This window comes from Butyrivibrio sp. AE2005 (assembly GCF_000686965.1).
GTDB lineage: Bacteria > Bacillota > Clostridia > Lachnospirales > Lachnospiraceae > Butyrivibrio > Butyrivibrio hungatei_A.
This window is the reverse complement of record NZ_JMMD01000010.1, coordinates 98234-121074: the sequence shown is the minus strand read 5'-3', so window position 1 is coordinate 121074 and position 22841 is coordinate 98234. Positions and strand designations below refer to the sequence as shown.

Genomic DNA, 22841 nt, shown 5'->3' with positions numbered 1-22841 from the left:
TCTCCAATTTAGTTAGAGCCCACAACTGCTGCGGGTTCTATGTAATCATTATATTCTTCATCATCTGTAATATCAGTAGACGCTTCAGAAGCAGCAGTGCCCGCCTCGTCCTTTTTTGTAACCACTACCGAAGGTATTTCCTCATTTGCATCAAAAAAACCTTCTTCAAACAAAAAGGCTTGCGTATTATCACCTATCTGCTCTCCGTACATACCGATATCACTGCTTGAAGAGGTCGCGGCAGAAGCTCCTTCACCGGAAGCTCCTCCCTTACCGAAAATCTCATTAATTTTGTCGGCATTTGTAGCATAGACTATGACCAGCACCAAAATTAGCGCACTGACAATAGCAAGCACCGCCGTCCTGAATACCTTATAGTCCATCTGCAACCTCAGATTCTTATATTAAAGCCCGATCAAAGTCCGTTAGCAACCTCAACCAGATATTTACCGTAGTCGGTCTTCATAAGAGGCTCAGCAAGCTTAAGAAGCTGCTCCTTGTCAATGAAGCCGCGCTTATAGGCAATCTCTTCGATACATGAAACATAAAGTCCCTGTCTCTTCTGGAATGCGCATACAAAATCAGCGGCATCAAGAAGTGAATCGTGATTGCCTGTATCAAGCCATGCAAATCCTCTTCCCATTGTCTCAACGTGAAGAGTTCCTCTTCTCAAATACTCATTGTTTATACTCGTGATCTCAATCTCACCACGAGCTGAAGGCTTAACATTTCTTGCTATATCAACAACATCGTTGTCATAGAAGTAAAGTCCCGGAACCGCATAGTTACTCTTAGGATTCTCAGGCTTTTCTTCAATGCTGATAGCCTTTCCGTTCTCATCAAACTCAACTACTCCGTAAGCTCTGGGATCTCTTACATAGTATCCGAAGATTGTGGCACCCTTTTCTCTTGCCGCAACATCACGAAGAAGTTTTGAAAAACTCTGTCCGTAGAAAATATTATCTCCAAGAACAAGTGCAACGGAGTCATCACCGATAAAGTCCGCACCGATGATAAATGCATCGGCAAGGCCTCTTGGCTGATCCTGAACAGCATAGCTGAAATTCATTCCGAGCTGCTCACCTGTTCCAAAAAGATCTTCAAATATGGGAAGGTCTCTCGGAGTCGAAATTATAAGTACATCCCTTATACCTGCAAGCATAAGAGTTGAAAGCGGATAGTAGATCATCGGCTTGTCATATACCGGCATTATCTGCTTTGAAATAGCTCTTGTAAGCGGATAAAGTCTTGTTCCCGATCCCCCCGCCAAAATTATACCTTTCATCGTGAATCTCCTCTTTTATCTTCCTGAATACATCTTTGTGTAGTATTTTTCGTAATCGCCGCTTGTAACATGCTCCATCCAGTCGTTGTGATCGAAGTACCATTTAATGGTCTTTCTGATACCTTCCTTGAACATGGTCTCAGGTTCCCAGCCGATTTCCTTCTTGATCTTATCGGGAGCAATGGCATATCTTCTGTCATGACCTTTTCTGTCTGTTACATACTTGATAAGGTCATAGCTGAGCTTAGCCTTTCTGGGATCGCTGTCATCAAGCTCTTCTCTGAGAACATCGATGATTGTCTTAACAATCTCGATATTCTGCTTCTCATTGTGTCCTCCGACATTGTATGTCTCAAAGAGTCTTCCCTTCTCCTGTACCATGTCGATTGCCTTTGCATGATCCTCAACAAAGAGCCAGTCACGAACGTTCTTACCATCTCCGTATACAGGAAGATCCTTACCTGCAAGTGCGTTGTTGATCACAAGAGGAATGAGCTTCTCAGGGAACTGATAAGGTCCGTAGTTATTAGAGCAGTTAGTAATGTTTGCAGGGAACTTATATGTGTCCATATAAGCCTTTACAAGCATATCTGAGCTTGCCTTGCTTGCTGAATAAGGGCTGTGCGGATCGTAAGGTGTTGTCTCATAGAAATAAGCATTCGGGTCATCATCGAGTGAACCGTAAACTTCGTCAGTTGAAACATGAAGGAATTTCTTGCCTTCTTTAAATGTTCCATCGGGAAGCTCCCATGCCTTCTTAGCTGCATTGAGCATAGTAGCCGTTCCGAGAACGTTAGTCTCAACGAAAATCTCAGGATTTACAATAGATCTGTCAACATGGCTCTCTGCCGCAAAGTGAACAACTCTGTCTATGTCATTCTCTTCAAAAATCTTGTTGATGGCGTCTCTGTCGCAAATATTTGCCTTGACAAAAGTATAATTGTCACGATCCTCGACGTCCTTAAGATTCTCCAGATTTCCCGCATATGTAAGTGCATCAACATTTATGATACGGATATCGTCACCATATTTTTTGAACATATAGTGAATATAGTTAGAACCGATAAATCCGGCCCCTCCGGTTACAAGATAAGTTTTCATCATAGTATACCTTTCCTTTTCATTTTTTCGTGGCTATTATATCACAAGTCAGTGCCAAGTAGAAGAGTCCCATACCGTAGCACATATATCTGGGCTGCGGGAATATCATGGATCCCGTAACCACAGAGTTTATTGCAATTCCCGAAAGCGCAAGAAACGCAAACAGCAAAAAATCAACCTTCACATCCTTTTCATTTCCACGATTTCCAAAAACGCTGCTCAGGAACAAGAGCACAAACGAAGTCAAAAACAGCAGATACATAAAGAATGATATCGGAATAAGAATCTTCGGACTGATATTTGCAACAGATATTACAAACGCTTTAAGTACATTTGCGGTAAATACATATATTATTGCCTTGCCGTCGCCTTTTTTTATTCTCTCAAAGGCGTGTTTTAAAAGAGTTTTAAAAAGAATTCCCTCTATCTCATCTTCTTTTAGCTGAGCATCACACAGCTCAAGTCCCGGAAAATGACTTGCAACATATTCATCACACTTAACCTGCACGATATCGAAACCTATGACATCATAGCTCTCCGCATAATGAGATGCCATCGCTGCCCAGTCCGAATTAAATACATTTGCCTGATCTCTCTTTTCATAACCCGGAGCATATTCTATGTTAAGTTGCTGCTCATTACAGGCATTAAAAATATCCGTATATAACGCATCGAGATCCGGATAGCCCTCATAATCTTTAAAAAGTTCCGCATCCTCGCTTCTTGCCGTATATAAAACCGTATCAAGTCCGCCCTTGTTGTTTCCGATATGTTCAACAAACCTTCCGCGAAGAGCCGAATTATACATTCTGTCAATTCCTTTTATACTTGCAATAGCCGCAACTATCATAAGCATGGTTATAAAAAACTTATGTATGCCTTCCTGCCTGTTTATAAAAAGATAAATTACAAATGCCGAAAAGCCCCATAAAATAAGACAGATAAGCATCTGTTTTCTGATACTTGCAATAAGAATCGCGAGGACGAATACTCTCACGAGATTTCTCTGAAGATACACTCTGTGCAAATTCCACAGCTCTATTGTGAAAACAACAAAGAGAGGAATTGCAAGTGATTCGGTCATAATGCTCTCAGAATACATCGAGCCTCTTTTGGCTGCAAATCTGTTAAGCGATGCAACCGCCATCTGCGAAAAGACACCCGCGTATCCAAGAAACAAAGCACCACCTGTCTTCAGATAATGGCTTGCAACATTGCAGACTTTATTTCCCAGCCGCCACGACGCATATACCCACAATAGGCTTTGAATTATCACGGCACAGAAAAGATATGAAGGTTGCCCCTTATATTCGCCTGAGAATTTAAAGGTTTCAAATATCTTTCTGATAAGCGCCAAAAAAAGCGGGTAAACAGGCTCTCTTGAGAAATCCATGCTTACATAGCTCTGGGAATCAACGCACCATACAGGGCCGTCCAAAACCGCAATTCCGATATAAAAAATTAAAGGCAAAACAAAGGACAGAACCTTAAAAGATTCCAATCCTTTGTCCTTGTTGATGTTACTCATATATTGTACCTATATTCACATTTATTATCTGTACAAAATGTTAAGGTCAACATTTCCGGAAATACCGGACACTTTACCCTTTGATGTATGCTGCCACATATCAAATCTTGTAGCGTTATATGTAGGATTTGCAGCATACTGCGCAAGCCAGATCTTGTAGTTTGTAATCTGATTGGTCTTGATCTTGCTTGTAAACCATGTCTTGTTTGCGTATACGCCGGCCTTGTATCCCGCATTCTGGATTGTTCCGCAAAATGCCTTGATGTTGGCAGTTCTCTGCTCAGCACTGATAGTATCGCCTCGGCCGTTACTTCCCTCTACGTCAAGATATACAGGGAATGAAAGTCCATATCCCTTACAAAGCTCTATTACCATTGAAGCTTCTTCAACAGCTTCCGCTTCGTTTACAGCCTGTGTAAAGAAATAAACACCAACCTTAAGTCCTGCTGCCTGAGCACCCTTAATATTAGTTCTGAAAGTAGGATCCTCGATAAGTGCACCCTGAGATGAACCTCTGTAACCGCATCTGATGATAGCGAATTCGATTCCTTCGTTTCTTACAGCCTTCCAGTCTATAGATCCGTTCCACTTACTTACGTCGATTCCTCTTGCTCCCGCAGAAGTTGTAAGGACACCGTCGCTTCCAAATACATATTCAACGCCCTGAATAACCTGCTTACCTGTTACGTACTCACAGTTCTTGTTGTAGTAATAAGTCTTTCCGTTTATTGTCTGCCAGCCTTTGTATTTGAAGTTACCCTCTCCCTTGTCCTTAAGGAAGAAATTCTCTTTGTTATAGTAATCGGCATATGTTGCCTCTCTGAAGCCACCTTCTGAGCTCTTTACATAAACCTGCTCACCATCGCGAGTCTTAAGAAGCGCCTTCTTATCTACTACCGTTACCTCAACATCAAATGCATTGTATCCGGTTGCAGTATATGTGACCGTTGTCTTTCCGGCTTTCTTACCCTGAAGTTCTGTTCCTGAAACGCCTACGATAGAAGCATCTTTCGCTTTTCCTGAGAATCCCGGATAATCATTTGCATTTATTCCGATATTTGTCTTCTCATCCTGTACGAGTGTGATCTTCTTGAAATTGATAGGAAGATCTCCGGCTTTCTTGGCATTAACAGTTACAGTGATATATTCAGTTTGATAATTCTCTGCTGTAACAGTCAGTTTTGCTGTTCCCTTAGCCACGGCAGTAATTGTATTTCCACTACATGATACGCATCCTGTATTGTCAGAAGTAATCTGAATCACCAATCCGGATACTTTTGTTTCTATAGCCTTTTTATCACCTTCAGTAAGTGTTATTGCTGTCTCTTTTACAGGAACCTTGCCGTTTTTCTCAAGAAGTGCCTTCTTGTCAGCTTCCTGCTTAAGTCTTGAAGCCTCTGCCGCAGCAGCATCGTCTTTCGCTTTTTTATCTGCAGCTTCTTGGGCTAATCTGGAAGCTTCTGCCGCTGCTTCCTGCCTCTCTTTTTCTTCTTTTTCTTTCTTAATTCTTGAAGCCTCCGCCTCTGCTGCTTCCCGCTTTTCTTTTTCTTCTTTCTCTTTAGCTAATTTGGCTGCATCTTCATCTTCAGATGAAGTCTTGTTACTTCCTCCGCCATTCAATCCTGTACTTGCTGCATCCTTATTAGCATTTTTGCTGTCATCACTTGAATCGTCGCCGCTTCTATTATCCGAGTCGGCATCCGGTAAAGTAGAACTATCAGTAGTAAACAACGCAACAGTCCTAAAGTTAGTGAAGTCAATTATCGATGACTGTGACATAGGATCAGCAATACTGTTTTTATCAATTTCCTTATATGTACCGTTTTTATCGGCAGCCGATCCGTCTGCAGGAATCTTCTCACTCTCAACATATTCAACAGTATCTTTAAGTGTTGATTCCACAACGTTCTTTACCGCTGTATCTTCTTTTGCAACGTTGATCTGTGATTCTTTCTTAACCTCGTTGCTGACATCAACCGGCTTCATCTCTACCTTGTCTTTTACGGTTACAGACTTTGTAGATGTATCAAGGCTGTACTGTGAAAACTCGGCAGGAAGCGCATTTGGTGTAACCTTATATGTGCCGGGTTTCATATCCTTTTTATAGATGATACCGTCTTTATCGTCATCCTCGTAATCAACTTTAGATCCGTCGGGAGTTTCAACAGTCACCTTAAAAGGAACTTTTGCAACGAGCTTCTTGTTACTTCCGATAAACTTTATCTTAAGGTCGCTCTTGATAGAAGAAACACTAAAGCTTACCTTTCCGCCGGTAACTTCTTCCTCTACCTTCTCTTCTACTACTTCTTCAACCTTTTCTTCTTTTGCTTCATCAATGATATTAGCGGTCATCTGCTTTGCTTTTTGAGCATCGGCAACAGCAACAAGTCCGCTCTGTCCAACAATCTGAACATCGCTCATAGTCGATCCGACATCTGCAAAAGCACTGATCTCATGACTTCTGCCAAGCGCTTTTGTATAGAAAACTCCTGTCGCGATCGCACCACCAAGAATCACAACAGCAACAACTGCTGCAGTTCTTTCTACCGCACTCAGACTCTTTCTTGTCTTTCCGGATCTGCGTGCACCCTTCTTAGATGCCTTATGTCCACGGCCGAATTCTTCATTATCATATCTGTCATCATATCCGCCGTCATACTCATAATCACTGTCGCAATATCTTGTATCATACTCATTATCGCCATTAAATGCGCTTGCAAGATCGGTACTCTTAAATTGCCTGTCATCTTCCGCATAGTCGCGATCGTCATCCGCATAATCTCTGTCATAATCAGAATCATCATACTTTTCATCAATCATGCGATCATACCCGCGAACTTCATCGTCATAACCACGGGCATCATTTGAATAATAGCGATCATCATCCGCATATCCGTGACCGTAATCATCTCCGTTTTCGTAGTCACGATCATCATCGGCATAATCCCTATCATAATCTTCTTTTTCATATCTTCTGTCGTAGTCATAGCCTGCATCACTGTATTTGCGGCTATCTACGTAATCTTTATTGTCTTCATAATCGCGGTCGCAATCGTAATCATCATAATCGCTCTCAACTTTGTAATCGCGATTATCATCAAAAACCTCATACTCCCTGTCATAGCGACGATCATCATATCCAAGATCATCTACATAATCATCATATCCGTCGTACTCACGATCGTCACGAACATCTCTGTCGTATTCTTCCCTATATTCCCTGTTGTCTCGTCTTTTTCTGTCTTTAGAAGTTTTGCGGCCGACAAATAATCCGCGCTTAGTTATCTTTTTCATATACACTCCTCGTACGATTGATCAATTTACGTAACTAAATATATCCTCCCTCGATAACCCCCTATACCATATATAGCATTTTAACATTTTCGAAATACAATAACAACTTTTTGTTATCATTCGGATTTTTTATTTCTATATATCGTATATCGCAGATTCACGCCCCCAATCTGCATTTTCTTTTTTACATTGGTTTATTTAGGAAAAAGACTGCAATCCCACATATAATGAGACTCATCCCCACAATCTTTCTCTTCGATATCTTTTCCTTAAAAACAATCCTCGACAGGATCAATACAAAAACATAGCTTATGGGCTCCATTACTACCGTTCCCATATATCCAAGTTTTTCTTTATTATAGCCAAAGACCACCGTAATGACCATTGACACCATAAGCAGCGAATACCCACCTATAACAAGGCAGTTAAGATACTCCCTTATGGTCGATAGATAGCTCTTTTTCGAACTCATCTTCAAAAAGATCTGAGAAGAGGATGCTATAAGCTCAGCCAAAAGCATCATTAAAAAATACTTATACACTTTCCGCTTCCTCCTCCGATGAACTGTTCATAACTATAACTCCGGCGATAACAATAAGAACGCCGATCACCATTCCGGGTGTAATGCTCTCCGAGAAAATTACAAAATTCCAGAGCATTGACCACATCAATGTTACTGCCTTATTGGAATAAGCTATAGAGAGCTGGAATTTCTTAATAACCTGCTGCCATATAACGGCATAAATTGCCAAAACAACAAATTCAAGTGCAAAAAAGCCAATCCATCCGAGAGATAATGTCGGATATTCGGAAGCGCATTTAGCAGCAACAGTCGAAAGAGAATAGACAATAACTGCTCCCTGCAACTGAAAAATACCGGCTATACTGTTCTTTTTCATTCTTCCGATTCCCCTTCTTCTCCCGTTCCTTTTTCTGTATCTACAATATTCTTAAAGACTTCCGCAAAATGCTCCGCTATATTCTTATTACATTCGGCATTTACATGAATATTGTCAACAAGAAGATCCTTACTGTTTTCTTCAGAAATATCTCCGTTATAATTGTCAACAACACTTACGCCGGGATTCTCAGCCTCTGAGCAAACCGTCATCATTCCAAGGTAATACTGGAAAAGATCACCGTTTCCAAGTTCAAGCTTATCTCCCGCAACTACATTTCCGTCCTTGTCAAAGCCGTAACAGAAAGTAACGGTCATACCTATAATCCTCATATAAGGATACTTTTCCTGAATCTTTTTAATTCCGGTAGCAAGCGCTCCGTTATATGTCACTTCGTCAAACTGGTTGTCAGGGTTTCTACCGATCCTTCCCTTAAGAAGATCCTGCGCATTGTAGTAGATAACCAGAGTATCAACCTTATCCATATCGACATCTTCAAGTGTTTTTATACTGTCTTCAAACATTGAAGAATTATCAACAGAACTTGTAGCCTCGTGAAGTTTGGAATAATCTCCGCTTGTGATCGCATCTATTACGCTCGGGAAACAGAAAGCATCAAGAGGATCGTTGCCGTTTGCTGAACGCGCAACGGTAGTCTCGGGAAATCCCGCAGCTATACATTTCGCACCTGAAGCCTTTTCAATCTGAGCGGCAATTCCCGTATCTCCCAGATCATGGGTAATAGCGTCATTTCCGACCATAAGTATCGTCTCTTCACCGTCATCCTTATGTCCTGCCTTCTGCTCGTCAGATCTATAGGTGATAAAATCCTGAAGCTCTGCAGAAATATTTTTTTCATCGGACTCTTTCAGCTCAATACTGCTGTGATCCCATTTCACGATCTGCAAAACAAAATATAAGACAATAGCTACAATTACACCTAATACAACAAAGTGAGCCCAACGCGGAATCTTACCTTTTTTCTCGTAGTCTCCGTCGTCATCATCCTCGGAGTATCCTCTCTTCCCGCTTCTCCTTGCGCTCCTGCTATCCTCATAATACTCTTCATCGTCATAATCATCTCTGTAACGTTTCGATCGACTATCCTTACGTCTGCTGCCTTTGTAATCTCTCATATACTCGTCCTCCTGCCCGTCATCCTCGTAGTCTTCAAAAAGCTCATCATCATGATCTTCATCTTCGTAGTCTGCAGGATAATCGTCTTCATATTCTTCATAATCGTCGGAACGGCCTCTTTTTCCCGACGATCTTACATTCTCTTTATCAAAATCATAGAAGTCATCCTTGAAGTCATCTTCATAGCCTTCTTCAAAGCCCTCTGCGTAATCATCCTCATAGTCATCCCTATAGCCGTCGTTTTCATAATCATCTCTGTAATCGCCGTCATATCCGGCTTCATCTTCATAATCGTCGGCGTCTCTGAAGTCATCATCGTTTTCGAATTCTTCCATACTGTCTCCTGCGAAGATATCAAAATCATCATCGCTGTATATATCAAAATCTTCTCTTTTATTTCTCTTATTTCTCATTACTGCATCATTCCTCTCTTATATTGGATATAGAGCTCAATCCGTATACCTTTGCCACATCACTGTTGATCCTGCTGTCCGGATCGTCAAGCAAAAAGAAGGAATAAAAATCCCCGATAGTTTCAGGATTTGTCGGGACATCAACTTTAACATCCTTATCTTTCATATTTGCAAAGCTGTCTGTAAGTTTCTTTGTCTCAACATAATTTTTTTGAAGTTCACCACTATAAAGCTTCTTGTTAAGCATAACAACGCTATACTTTCCGGGTGAAAAAGGTGTCGCTATAAAGCACACGAAAATAATTGCATAAAGAACCGCAAGAACGGACATCTTCTTATGTCCTTTCAAAGCTCTTCCCATTAACCATCCGATAAACAATGCCAGATTATCAAATGCGGCAGTCGTAGCCATCACTGTGATAAAAAAGCATCCGTTCGGAATCTGCTCCATGCCATATCCCATTACCTGCGCAAAAGCCGTTACCATCGGAGAAGCAAAAAGCATAGCTCCGACCACTATCCAAGCTGTCTTGCAAAGCTTTATCCTGTCATAGATAAGATATCCGACAACCATAAGGCTGATAACAAGAACAAGATAATTCCTGTTAAAAAAAAGCCACCTTACCACATACTTATAATGCTCTGCCGCATAACCGATTCCGGCTTTTACATCAACTGCGCCGCTGTTTTCAATTCCATGTCCCGTCAAATTCCCCGGCGCGATCATATTGATAACCGCCCCTGCAAGACATGTAATAAATACTATCATATTATCTTTTTCAAGTCTTCTTCTCTTAATCGCAAAATAGATAATAGTACACAAAAGAAAATACACAAATATCCCCGTTATTGCAAGGGATGCTCCGACCGTCGCCGCTCCGAGTATTGCCGCAAGAACCAACGGTTCTCTTCCTGTCAGCGCAACTTCCTTGTTAAGGTTATAAATGATAAAAAGACCGATCGACGTAAGTCCAAATGAAATGGGAACCCCATACGTACAGGCTCCGGAAAACCAGTAAAACACTTCCCTGAACGAATCATACGCCGTAAGCGGAAACACTGCGATCACGATCACAAATAATACAACATGCACGCCAACATCCGCAGTTTTCTTCATTATGACACCGGTCAAGAATATAACCGCCGCAAAGACAAGCACCGCATTGATCACCATAGTGACCTTCATTGCAGAAAAGCCGCCGTAGATTATGGGATTAAAAAACGAACCTATAAATGAAGTGAAATATGCGCCCTGTTCATGCCTGTACGCCTCATGTGCAAACTTACATGCAGAAACAATTCGATCAAAGAATCCATCGACTCCGATTCCCGATCCCGCGTACCAATAATCATCCGATACCGGCACAACAAACATGGCTGTCCTTACGATCGTCTCTATCAAAAACGCGATAACCGGAACCGATACGATCACCATTCCCCAATTCAATACTCTTTGCGTTCTCTCGTGTTTCATATACCCGCAATCTTTCTTACCATTTCCTCGAAAAAAGGTCTGCATAATCAAAATCTGCCACCATTTTTCTGACAGTTAACAACCCCTTATCCATTTCCTCAACGGATTTAATTTCATATTTTCCATCCTTAAAGCATTCTACCATAAATTTGTTAATTGCGGGTTTATAATGTGAATAATCCGCATAATTACTAAGGTCCAGGGTTTCCTCCATAGTCTGGAAATAAAACACCCTCGCATTTTTATACCCAAGAAGCCTCTCGGCGACATATCTGTATTGCTTCATCGTCGCCTCAAATGTATTCTCGCGCTTCACATTGTTCCAATACAGGATACTGTAAGGGGGAAAAAAGAAATAAAACTCTGTATCCGGATTTGACTCCACAAAAGGAAGAATATTCCTTGAAAGATTTACTTCCGTTCTCTCGATCAGCCCATCTTTTTCAGTTTCCACAGGATTTATCTCAGGCTGCTCGTAATTGTGCATAACCCATTGAATATTGTAATACTCAGGTGTCCACCAGCTAAAATAGATTTCCGAAATATCCGAACCTTTTCCCCTGATAACGGGACGAAAAATATATTCAAATAATACATCCTTGTTTATGAGATATTTTACATCATTAATGACACTCTTGTCATATAAATACATCGGAAGCGGATACTTTGTTTCATCCGGATCTGCCGTCATAGTCGGGATATCTACGGCAAAGTACACCTGCTTTACAGGCTTCTGTTTCCTCGCATAGGTATTTTTATCAAACACGAAAGAAAGGATATTGTAGTCATCCCTGGGATATGCCCCGCTGTAACTAAGTTTTACGGTATCCGTTCCAAGAATATCTTTAAAATCGTCCGTGTCAAAATTAACCGTCATGGACGATCCTATGATACATCCGTCATATGCCATATTCCTCGCCATTCCGGGATTCTGACTGAGCTGATTGTCTACAATATACGGAAATCCCGCAACAGGAGTATGGAAATGAAAAAAAGGATCCACATACACCACGATTCCCCCGCAGATGATAAACACCGCAAGAACCATGCTTATTAAGATGAAAAAGTACTTTTTATAGCTTTTCATAATTTTCTCCGCCCCATGCCGTCCGTTCTTCCGACCGGCACAAATGTATTATCAACTTGAAAATACATTAAAAATTCATATAAAGAAATGTACTTACGCCCGAAAAGCTGATTATGCTCCAAACTAAAAGCACCGCAGTAAGTACAGTCGTGCCAAGATTTATCTTGCACTCCTTAGAATACGTAACAGCATTTTTTCCCAAAAAGATTATCACACCGCCCGCAATAAGAAAAAGCCATAGACAAAAATCCCACGCAAAGCTAAACTTCATAAGCGGTGTCATCTTTATCACATACCATATCTCATCGAGATTAAAGCCATCGGCAAACGTGCTGTAAAAAGGTCTTATTCCGCCGACAAACATTCTCTTAAAAAGAAGAAGCGCATCGGAAATGCTGCTCGCCCTAAAGAACACCCATGCAGCAGTTACATAGACAAAGGTAAAAAAAGTTCCGCAAATCTTTTTACCCTCTGCGACAATCCGGTTTTCCTCACTCTTTTTTGACGTCTTTTTCGCTCTTTTCAACATTCTTGTGATGATACTCAGAACGCCATGCATGATTCCCCAGGCAACAAACGTACTTCCGTTGCCATGCCAGATTCCGCTGAGCAAAAATATGAAAAAGATATTCAGATACGTCCTAAGCTGCCCTTTTCTGCTACCTCCGAGAGGTATATATACATATTTGGTAAAAAACTTAGTGAGTGTGATATGCCATCTGCCCCAGAAATCACCTATATCAACAGCCTTATAAGGTGAATTGAAATTAAGCGAAAGCTCAAATCCCATCATCATACAGACAGATGCCGCAATATCGCAGTAACCGCTGAAATCAAAATACAACTGGAAAGAATAGAACACAGCGGTAAGTATCGCCTCTATCCTTCCAAGATTGGGAATCGCAGAAAATCCGTACTCGACAGCCTTTGCAAAAGTATCCGCAAGGATTACCTTCTTAAACAATCCCATGGATAAAAGAAGCAATCCACGCATCAGTTTTTCCCAATCCATATCATCTTTATAAGCTTTTTTAAGCCCATCGTTAAATGCCGCAAATCCCATCAAAGGCCCTTGCAGAATCTTTGGAAAAAACAAAATATAGATGAGATAGTCCATCAGATCATATTCTTTTATCTCACCCCGATATAAATCAACAATATAGGAAATCTGGTTGAATGTGTAGAAACTGATTGCAACAGGAAAGAACATTCCCGCATAAACAACGCTGTACTTAAAGAAAAACAATATCGCAATGTTTACCGCTACGCCCGCGATCATCCAGATCTTCGTGTTCTTCTTTAACCTGATGCAATTTATGACATTTATGTTGAGGAAAATACTCATACATAAAATAACTGTGTTTTTAATCTCAAAAAGACTATAGAAAATAAGAGAGCCCAGAATCATCAATATATTCAAAAGGCTTTCTTTTTTCTTATAATCTTTGATCTTTGTCCTTATCAGAAGATACGCCGCAAGAAATATCGGCAGAAATAAAAGCATGAACTCATATGAATTAAAAAGCATTTTACTTCAACCATTCACTCCTTTTGCTCATGAGGAGCGCCTTAAAGATGTCAATATCGTCTACTGTCGTGAGTTTTATATTCTTCTCAGAGCCCTGTGAAAAATATACTTTCCTGCCAAGTTCTGTCATAAGCGTACAAGATGCGACAGAATTTGTTATTCCTTTTGAAAGAGCCTCTCTGTGAAGATCACAGATCTCTCCGAGTCTGAATCCCTGCGGAGTCTGAGTTCTCTTAAGATTATCTCTGGGGTATGTCTTATCAGACATTTCGCCGTCCGTTGTGGTAAGCATAGCCTCCGCACAAGGAATAGCCGTGATGGCATTTCCGTACTGCTTGGTCTTCATGATGCAGTCGGATATGATCTCCGCGGAAACCATCGGTCTTATCGCGTCATGGATAAGCACTATCGAATCGGCATCAAAATTCTTCTCAAGTTCATACACACCGTTTCGTATGGAACCCTGCCCGTTCTCTCCGCCCGGAACGACATGCTCAAGTTTTGAAATATTGAACTGGCGGGCATAAGCCATAAGCATCTGTTCCCAACCTTCAACACACACTACGGCGATAGAATCAATCTCGGGATGATTCTGAAACGCTTCAAGCGTATATACAATAACAGGCTTCTCATTTACCGTAAGAAACTGCTTGGGAATGTCCTGCTTCATTCTGGCTCCCGTACCGCCGGCAATTATAAGTGCTATTGTTTTCATAATTATAGGTCCTCGTTTTTCTTTATAACATTCACGTGCATGGGAACTCTTTTATCCTCAGGCGGAAGACTCATATAATCCTTATAAGTCTTCTTAAGCCACTTGTCGTGGTTCTTCGGAATTGGGAATTCCTTGCCTCTTATCTTAGCTGTATCAGGTCCGTATATGAGGTGATCCGCATCAAAATCAAGTCCCCAGTACCTTGGATCGGGCTGCTCATTTGAGATGAAAAGAGTTGTCTCATCTCCAGAGCCTTTCTCGTTACCCGGAGCTCTCTTTGCAAGTCCTCCGAGTGTCTGAAGCTTAATATATTTATATGCTATAACCTTGAAAGGTATGCACCTTCCGACAGTTGTAAGAAGGAAAGATACAATCTTCATCACGCCCTTAAATTTTGAATAATCAACGTACGGTCTGTGCCCCATGGCAAGCGCATAGAGAAGCTTCATCCTGATAAGCTGCCACTTGTGATTATCCGCCTCTTTATCAAATACAAAAAGATCGAGCGTAGGATGAGAATACCTGTGATCGTAGAAATCTTCCGCTCCAAAAGAGGTCTCTTCATAAGTAAGATCGTAATCCGCGATCTTTGTTATAAAATCAAAAAACTGAGGATATCTCTCAAATCTAAGAAGTTTAAATCTCTTATCCGCCTCTTTCTCATATACGTCAATAAACCTCTCGTAATCTTCACGCAAAAAAAGAATATCCACATCATCATCCCACGGAATAAAATCCTGATGCCTTACAGCACCAAGGAACGTACCTCCGTGAAGATAATACTGTATATTATGTTTTTTACATATTCTGTCTACCTCCGAGAGCATGGCAAAATCCGACTCATGCACCCTGTCGAGGTATTGTTGTACTTCTTTATCCATTTAACTTATTTCCTTAACTCTTCTCTGCCGCTTTCTTTTCCTCAAGCTTCTCAACTACAACAGGATCTTCATAGACATAAAACTTACCGACTTTATCAACAATCTTAAGACCGAATGTCGTAAGATCCTTACTCAGCTTCCTTTTCTCTGTATCCTCGGGCATGATGACATATCGACACTCTTCTTCTCTTGTCGCATCAACAATCGCTTTGGCATCAACTATCTCAACGCCTTCGGCCGTGACCTCTGCATTTTTCATCGCATCATACACAGGATCCCAGTACATTCCCTTAGCTTCACCCTCAATAATATCTGCTCCGTAAGGCATAAGGATATGAGTATCATACTGCCTTACATACCATGTCAGTTCTTCGGGAAAAGCCGCCCTCGGATTATCTTCTCCTTCTGCAGGCTTTATAAGCTCACATATATCAATAACATCCTGGCGAATATGATAAATGTTCTCTGCCTTATACATGTATCTGTTTGTATATACAAGTTTGCCTGTAAGCATGATCGCAAGAACCGCAGCAACCATTACCACTCTTCTTATCGCATCGCTTTTCATTTTCATCATTATCAGACATGCAGCGTATGCAATAACAATATACATGGGTATCAACCACAATATTCTATAATACGTTTCCGGGCTGTCTTTATCAACATGACCGACATATATTATCCTTGTTATCGGCAAAAGAAATCCCGCAATTATCACAAGTGGCATTATTCCAAAAAGTATCTTTTTTACTTTGTCTTTTTCCTTGATCATGATAAATATCGCCGAAGCAATAAAAACGATCATGTTAAGATATGCCCTGATATCTCCGGCCGATTCGCCTCCAAAATACTGTCTGAGCGCCACATAACATTCCATAAAAATTCCGTACATATTATGCTCCACCCCCCAGAATTAAATAAAAGGCAACATAAGCCAGATTGGGAATAACCGCCAAAAAAGCTCCTACAAGCACAGTCCATCTCTTTGATGCATATAACAAAACAATCGTAAGGATTGCAACAAGTACGCATCCAAGCGCAACACCAAGCTCAGTACAGATACATGAAAGTACATTTACAAGCGCAAGCATTATCCAGCAGGGTGCGGTGATCTTAAGTTTTTCTTTAGTTCCGGCCGCCTCGTTCACTGCGGATACATCTTCAAACATAAGCAAAAAGAGCCAAAAGATCATCGGAAGTGCAAGATTTGAAAAAAGAGCCTTACCCTGCCAACTTCTCATTAGCAGGAATGTCGCAGGCGTACTCAGCGAAACATTTCCAAACATAAACAGTACATTTATAAAAATCATAAATACGGGAACGATTTCTTTTTTCTCCTTAAAAAGACTCTTCCCTATCTGATAATACACATAATAAACAAGCGGTAAAACAAAGAGTGGCATTACTACATGCGAAACTATAGTGGCATGTACAGATGAGCTCTTGGCTATAAAGGCAATCCACATTGTAACAGCTGCAAGCACATTTCTCGTTTTAAGGTCAATTGGGCCTCCAACATTAGGGTCGATCCTGTTCATAGATCCCCACTGCTGCGCTATAAGTGAATTTGTCACATATTCGGCATCATCACCGTTGAACGGTGCATATATAAAGTTCATTACCACTTGAAAAAGAACAAGTGCTATAAAGATTCCATAATAAATTTTGGTCTCTGTATTAAGGTCACAGACAATATCCCTCTTAAAGATCGACTTACTGAACCTAAAAGATCCGCCGATTGCCAAAAGCGATACGATCACCACATAAATCTGTCTGCAATGCGTAAACGACTCGTAAACATAATTGATTATGCAGGGAATCGCGACCATTTCAAATATAGCAATGTAAATAAGAAATCCAAGAATAAATGTGATTCCTATTGTCTTTTTCCCCTCAGGTAATATAAAGTTGAAAAGCTGTCCGATAAGATATGGCACTACCAACATCCAATAGATCAGGCGCACTACGGACCATGCAACCATTAACATATGTCATTCTCCCAAAGCAATTTTCTTATACTTACAACCGCATCACGGCAAACCATGCTTATCATATAACAAGCATGCTCTTTATGTGCTGCTGTAAAATGTTGATTCCCGTAAGATTTTCGCCGCCTCTGGGAATAATAATATCTGCATATTTTTTACTGGGTTCAATGAACTGCTCATGCATAGGCTTAACCGTATCTGCGTACTGATTAAGTATCGACTCTATACTCCTTGCACGCTCCGCCATATCACGCCTTATCCTTCGCATAAGTCTTTCATCCGCATCCGTATCAACGAAAACCTTGATATCCATAAGATCTCTTAATTCTTTATTTTCAAGAACCAGGATTCCCTCAAGGATTATAACATTCTTAGGAACAATGTGTACCGTGGCATCCGCCCTGTTATGAACAGAAAAATCATAAACGGGAATATCAACTTCCTCGTTATTCTTAAGCTTTTTTACATCCTCGATCATCATCTGTGTATCAAATGAATCCGGATGATCGTAGTTAAGCTTGGACCTGTCCTCATATGAAAGGTCGTTGTGAGCTTTATAATATGAATCATGGTTGATGACAACAATATCATCACCAAAATTCTCTTTTATCTTTCTTACTATTGTCGTTTTGCCCGAAGCGGTACCACCTGCAATTCCGACAATACAGATCTTACCTTGCATATCTTCCTCCTTTTGAAGTGTAATACTCATGTTCCACCACTTCTCCGGTTTCTTTATCATATATTATTATCTGAATATCGGCACTCGCATGAGCGTCGTCATACAGATAGTTTGTATCCTGATCGTCCGCCTCATAAAAAAGCCTGAAATTCTGTTCAACAGGCTGATAATACATATGTCCCATCGCTGTCTCAACATTCTCAAGATTTCCGTCGCCGGAAGCTTCATATGTCTTGCCCGTCTTTGGATCCTTGATAAGTATATACGGCCCAGACGTAGTTTTGATCATATTTGAATCCGCTATTCCACTTATGACATGTTCCATTGATTTATCCGTAAAAACCTGAGAACCTTCATTGCAGTATAAAACAAAGCCATACTCTCCAAGAGACAAAAGGCTTAATTTGGAAATAAGGTTGTCCTCATCGGTTGTATCCGATCTTATCGATTCATAGAAGTTATCACTCTTTTCATCCCAGTATGCATAAGCCTCGTCGCCTCTGTGATCAACAAGCTTGGCATTGTTCTTAAGCCACTTTCCTATGGCTTTGGTTGTCTTGGTGGATCCAACGGCGTTCAAATGGCCGTGATCGTTTAAATCTGAGTATATGTCGATAACATCCGAATTAAGCATGTTAAGATAAGGCACATTGTAGGATTTTGCTATAGCCCCAGCCGAATTTGCGGCAATAATATCTTTTGACTCAGGATTAAAAGGATCGAAAGTCACAAGCACCCCGATGTTTCTTTTCTTACATTCCTCAATGATAGCTTTGAGATAACGCTCTCCGACCGTTTCCTCCGGAAGAACCTCTCCCTTTTCAGGTTCCTTACAGAAAGTAAAAGAAGTCTCAACGTCATATCTCATCTCTGCGCCGAACAATTCGTTCTTTGATTCATCTCCGAATACCGATTTAAAATCATCCTCGGAAATGTATTCCCACCTGTTGTGATAAACAAGGAAATTAAAAAGGAATTCTCTTCGGATCGATTTATCCTGTATAAGATCGTTTACCGCCTCAACTTTGAGGTCGTTAAACGGCCACACATCCATATTAAGGTGAAGCTGCTCAACAGAAGTATTTACCTCATCCTCATCGGGATTTGCATCTCTGTCATCGAGGTAACGATAGTTCTTCTCAAGCATATAGGCATCAACAACAACCCACTTCGGAGTCGTGTACTGAAGCGCCTCCCTTAGTTCCCAATATGTTGATTGAAGGAGCGAACCGTGTCCTCCCATATTGTAAGAAGTATATCCGTACTCATTATAAAGAACCGTAGGGTTTATCGCATTTATTACGTGAGAAGATCCGATAAAAAGAACGTCTATCTGATCTTTTTTGGCAAGTTCAAAAAAATCGGCATACTTATACAAGCTGTCTTTTCTCTCCAAAACTATCGTCGTTGCATATAAAATAATGCCCACGGTTATAGTAAAAAATATGCACTTTAAAGCTATGTTTATCTTTCTTTTCATAAATTCATGCCCTTGTCAGTGCCTTCAGCACTACGCTTAATATGTAACTTCACCGTCATGCTTAAGAAGTGATACGCTGTTTACTCCGTCAAGTCCCGAAAGGCTGCTGCAAAGCTTTCTTCCGTCTGATGTTCTGATCTCGAAAGCCAGACTTATCTGTCCGTTTGTTATTGTTCTGCTCTTCTCACTGTAATAGCTCTTGCTCTCTGTAAGAATCTTCTCAACACCGTCATTGGTCTCATCACTGTCTCTGAAGCTTATCAAAAGAATCTGAGGAGCCTTCGCCTGAGGAACCAGCTCAAGAACAAGAATGAGTATTGTGATCGATGCGGAAAGCACCAGTGCTATTCCAAACAATCCCGCGCCGCAGATGATTCCGACAGCAATTGACCAGAACAGGAACACAAGGTCCATGGGATCTTTTATTGCGGTACGAAATCTTACGATAGAAAGCGCACCCACCATACCAAGAGAAACCACAACGCTTGACTGGATAGTCAGAATAATTGCCGCAGTTATGATCGCAATCGATGCAAGAGAGATATTAAAGCTCTTTGAATAAAAGCTCTTTTTTGTAACAACTCTGTAAAAAAGATAAATATATACCGCAAATACACATGTAAGCGCGATCGCAATTACTATTGTCCTGATGCTCATTTCCGTCTGAGCGTAATTCTCCAAAAAAGATTTCTTTAAAATATCCTTAAAACTCATTTCTCATCCTCCGTTATAATGCTGTGCTTCGTATGCCATCCGTTCAAAATGCCTGCATTGGCATTCGACGGCACAATTCGTATTTAGAAAAAGAAGTATATCTCATATTATCAAGAATCATCACTTGTCTTAAGTGATCGGGCAAAAGCGTATCATACTTCACCTCCAGAAGATCAAGATCCCTCGCCATAATAGGCCTTACCGGCAGATCTTCATCAAAAAATCGGTCAAACATCTCGCTCGAAGAAAGACATCTGTCAATCGTGACACGCACATTTGAAGGCCTCCAGATATACGGGATTCTCTCATATTGAACAATAGTCGCCGGTCTGAAGCCTTTTGTCATGACCTGCAATGCAAAATCATTCCATAAAGGTTCTCTGTTCTTATCCGGCTCAATATTTCCCGCCATTGCCGCTTCAACATCCGCTCTTGAAACAGTGATGCTGTCTTTATGTGTCATATTGCCCAGTTTTTCTTTACATTCAAGATGTATCACCTTGTCGCTGCAATTATATATTCTGATTCTCCACTTTCTTCGGAAAAAAACTCCGTCTTCTTTCTCATGAAGACAGGAATTATTCGGATCGTCAAAATACACACTGCGAATCAGATAAGACGTGCCGTCACGCACATGCGGATCTTTTTCCATCATGGCATCAAGCCTCATCTTAAGGATAGCGACGTCAGATTTATTCAGAAGATACTTCTGTTCGTTTCTGTATCTGTTACCCATAAAATTCTGCTCTGTCCTTCCTAATGCTGTTTCTGCGTAAGTACCATGTCCTTTGTGACCACGGTTTCGGGAGTAAATAACTCCTTGCCATAGTACCAATCATTACTGTCCTTGTAAATCGGAAGCGAATCTTCGCCTATCGTATCTCCCTTTTTAACCGGAACCATCAGATCAATTCTGGCTTCATCCAAAACAAAAGTCACAATATAATAAGCATCTTCATTCTTATAATATGCATCAAGGAACTTAGTCCTGTCAGCAAAGACTCCGGTAATTTTCTTTACCGAATTTGCAAAAGAATCTGCCGGATCATTCGGATTATCAATATCTTCGACGGACCACCTGTAAGTATCTGCAATTGCCGATTTCTCAATTTCTTTTTCCCATACAGGCACATCTTCCGAAAGAATCTTTTTAAGTTGCGGCTCAGCCTTTTCAAAGAAAAATTTCTTCATTCCGTCATGGAAATCTTTGTGCGAATCAAACTGCCTAAGCCACATTACTCCCGAATTGTCTTTATCCTTTACTACTATTGAATTATTGTGAATCGATCTGATCATATAATTCAATCTTTCATTCTGAATAAAGGAAACATAATCGTTTATTGACTTATCAAAGTCCCAGGCCGGACCGCCGTATAACTTCCTATCGTTTTCTTTAATATGGAAAAACTCGCTGTTATACTCCGTATCATAATTTATCGATATCTCCTGAAACACATACTGGCGCATCCATGATTCGGGATCATAATAGTCAGACCATGTTTTCCCCGATTCGGTCTTTTCACCGTCAGAAAGATAAAGAGCCTGTTCCGCCTCATTAACAAGATCTGTCAAATACTTGTGCTGATCTTCTGTAAGATTGGACGGCGACTTTACTTCCATCCATCTGTTAGGTGTCTCTACAATAAGATTTTCAGGAGTATCCTGAAAAGCATCGGCCGCTCCAAGCTCAACGAGATATCCTCCGGTATTATTTTGGTTCATCTTCCTATCGCCGGCAACATTATTAACAACCTCAAGATTATTGAGATCAATATTTCCGCCATCGATATCAACCTTCTGCAAAAGCAGATAAAGTCCCTCATACTGCCCGTTCAGATAGACATTCACATAGCGAAACTCAGGAGAATACTTATCTCCAGTATTCTTAGAAAGCCTGTACATTATGGCATCTTTCATAAATGATCCATCAATAAACTCCGATATAAGGACCCACTTTCGCTGCGCCGGCATCCCAAGTATTCCCACATCAGATTCAAGATTGAACTGATACGAACTCTTATCGAAAAAAAAGGATGAATTTCCGTGAACACGAATATTGCAGTTTCCGCTATAATCTTTGGAATCATCTCCATTTAAAACTGTGCAAAAACCTGCAGCGGTATTTCCCTTTACTTCCTTCAAAAAATCTTTTGTATCATTATATGTTCCCAGATATACTGAAGGAATCCCACTTGCCGCTATAAATCTAAAATCAGCCGTTTCGGTGCCCACTCCGGGAACATTTATCTCACCGTTCAATCTTTCAAATAAAGGTACATTTAAAACATCTCCACCTGTATAAGTTTCATTACCGACAGTAACTTCAATACCTTCATCACAAACAAGTTCGATTTCTTCTCCCTCATCCACAGGAAGATATACGTCATAGCACAGCTTACCGTCACTGTCAAAATGCGCATTTATTCCGCTCGCCGTTTCAACAGGATTGCCGTAAGCCACAAATCCCACACTCTCCCATATTGCAAGATTGTAATCCTTGTACTTCTCTGCACTTCTTTCTTTATCCTTTATAAGAAAAACCGTTACCGACAATGCCGCAACAAGCAGCGCCAGTATGAGCCATATGCTCTTTACTTTTCTTCCTCCGATCAACCGAAAACTACTCCTCTTTTCA

Annotated in this window: 20 protein-coding genes; all 20 read right to left on the bottom strand. The window is 40.7% G+C overall.

Annotated elements, in window-relative coordinates; genetic code table 11:
* Positions 1-8: 8 nt before the first annotated feature.
* The 20 genes from DL92_RS0109125 to DL92_RS0109030 all read right to left on the bottom strand — a co-directional run bounded on the left by DL92_RS0109125 (position 9) and on the right by DL92_RS0109030 (position 22819).
* Positions 9-383: a hypothetical protein gene (locus tag DL92_RS0109125; protein ID WP_026655781.1), complete on the bottom strand. Its 375-nt coding sequence runs from the start codon at positions 381-383 to the stop codon at positions 9-11.
* A gap of 32 nt (positions 384-415) precedes the next feature.
* Positions 416-1285, bottom strand: coding sequence for a glucose-1-phosphate thymidylyltransferase RfbA (gene rfbA, locus DL92_RS0109120; RefSeq protein WP_026655782.1), 870 nt, complete (start codon positions 1283-1285; stop codon positions 416-418).
* Positions 1286-1300: 15 nt separating this feature from the next.
* Positions 1301-2386: a dTDP-glucose 4,6-dehydratase gene (rfbB, locus tag DL92_RS0109115; RefSeq protein ID WP_026667482.1), complete on the bottom strand. Its 1086-nt coding sequence runs from the start codon at positions 2384-2386 to the stop codon at positions 1301-1303.
* Between the two features lie 19 nt (positions 2387-2405).
* The gene (locus tag DL92_RS0109110) at positions 2406-3914 is read right to left on the bottom strand and encodes a hypothetical protein (protein WP_026667481.1); all 1509 of its coding nucleotides are present in this window, start codon (positions 3912-3914) and stop codon (positions 2406-2408) included.
* A gap of 24 nt (positions 3915-3938) precedes the next feature.
* The gene (locus tag DL92_RS20235; RefSeq protein WP_051625281.1) at positions 3939-7208 is read right to left on the bottom strand and encodes a glycoside hydrolase family 25 protein; all 3270 of its coding nucleotides are present in this window, start codon (positions 7206-7208) and stop codon (positions 3939-3941) included.
* 184 nt (positions 7209-7392) lie between these two features.
* Complete coding sequence (locus DL92_RS0109100; protein ID WP_026667480.1) at positions 7393-7749, bottom strand: multidrug ABC transporter; 357 nt, start codon at positions 7747-7749, stop codon at positions 7393-7395.
* Complete coding sequence (locus DL92_RS0109095; protein WP_026655787.1) at positions 7742-8107, bottom strand: transporter; 366 nt, start codon at positions 8105-8107, stop codon at positions 7742-7744. The genes DL92_RS0109100 and DL92_RS0109095 overlap by 8 nt, the downstream gene beginning before the upstream one ends.
* Complete coding sequence (locus DL92_RS0109090; protein WP_026667479.1) at positions 8104-9657, bottom strand: hypothetical protein; 1554 nt, start codon at positions 9655-9657, stop codon at positions 8104-8106. Before DL92_RS0109090 ends, DL92_RS0109095 begins: the two co-directional genes overlap by 4 nt.
* A gap of 7 nt (positions 9658-9664) precedes the next feature.
* Positions 9665-11131, bottom strand: a complete 1467-nt coding sequence (locus DL92_RS0109085) for a DUF6056 family protein (protein ID WP_155841088.1) — start codon at positions 11129-11131, stop codon at positions 9665-9667.
* A 16-nt stretch (positions 11132-11147) separates the two neighbouring features.
* The gene (locus DL92_RS0109080; protein ID WP_026667477.1) at positions 11148-12218 is read right to left on the bottom strand and encodes a hypothetical protein; all 1071 of its coding nucleotides are present in this window, start codon (positions 12216-12218) and stop codon (positions 11148-11150) included.
* Between the two features lie 67 nt (positions 12219-12285).
* Positions 12286-13746 (bottom strand): MBOAT family O-acyltransferase, encoded by a 1461-nt coding sequence (locus DL92_RS0109075; protein WP_026667476.1) that lies wholly within the window; start codon positions 13744-13746, stop codon positions 12286-12288.
* A gap of 1 nt (position 13747) precedes the next feature.
* Positions 13748-14461, bottom strand: a complete 714-nt coding sequence (locus DL92_RS0109070) for an IspD/TarI family cytidylyltransferase (protein ID WP_026667475.1) — start codon at positions 14459-14461, stop codon at positions 13748-13750.
* Positions 14462-14463: 2 nt separating this feature from the next.
* Complete coding sequence (locus tag DL92_RS0109065; protein ID WP_026667474.1) at positions 14464-15342, bottom strand: LicD family protein; 879 nt, start codon at positions 15340-15342, stop codon at positions 14464-14466.
* A gap of 13 nt (positions 15343-15355) precedes the next feature.
* The gene (locus DL92_RS0109060; RefSeq protein ID WP_026667473.1) at positions 15356-16234 is read right to left on the bottom strand and encodes a hypothetical protein; all 879 of its coding nucleotides are present in this window, start codon (positions 16232-16234) and stop codon (positions 15356-15358) included.
* 1 nt (position 16235) lies between these two features.
* A complete protein-coding gene (locus DL92_RS0109055) occupies positions 16236-17330 on the bottom strand; it encodes a DUF6077 domain-containing protein (RefSeq protein WP_026667472.1) in 1095 nt (364 codons plus the stop codon).
* A gap of 61 nt (positions 17331-17391) precedes the next feature.
* Complete coding sequence (gene udk, locus DL92_RS0109050; protein WP_026655798.1) at positions 17392-18012, bottom strand: uridine kinase; 621 nt, start codon at positions 18010-18012, stop codon at positions 17392-17394.
* Entirely contained in the window at positions 18002-19492 is a 1491-nt protein-coding gene (locus tag DL92_RS0109045; RefSeq protein ID WP_026667471.1) for a hypothetical protein, read from the bottom strand. The genes udk and DL92_RS0109045 overlap by 11 nt, the downstream gene beginning before the upstream one ends.
* Before the next feature lie 36 nt (positions 19493-19528).
* Positions 19529-20206, bottom strand: a complete 678-nt coding sequence (locus DL92_RS0109040; protein WP_026655801.1) for a DUF4956 domain-containing protein — start codon at positions 20204-20206, stop codon at positions 19529-19531.
* A gap of 43 nt (positions 20207-20249) precedes the next feature.
* Entirely contained in the window at positions 20250-20942 is a 693-nt protein-coding gene (locus DL92_RS0109035) for a polyphosphate polymerase domain-containing protein (protein WP_026667470.1), read from the bottom strand.
* Between the two features lie 20 nt (positions 20943-20962).
* Positions 20963-22819 carry a CotH kinase family protein gene (locus tag DL92_RS0109030; RefSeq protein WP_026667469.1) on the bottom strand — a complete coding sequence of 619 codons (1857 nt, stop codon included), beginning with the start codon at positions 22817-22819 and terminating at the stop codon, positions 20963-20965.
* Positions 22820-22841 lie beyond the last annotated feature (22 nt).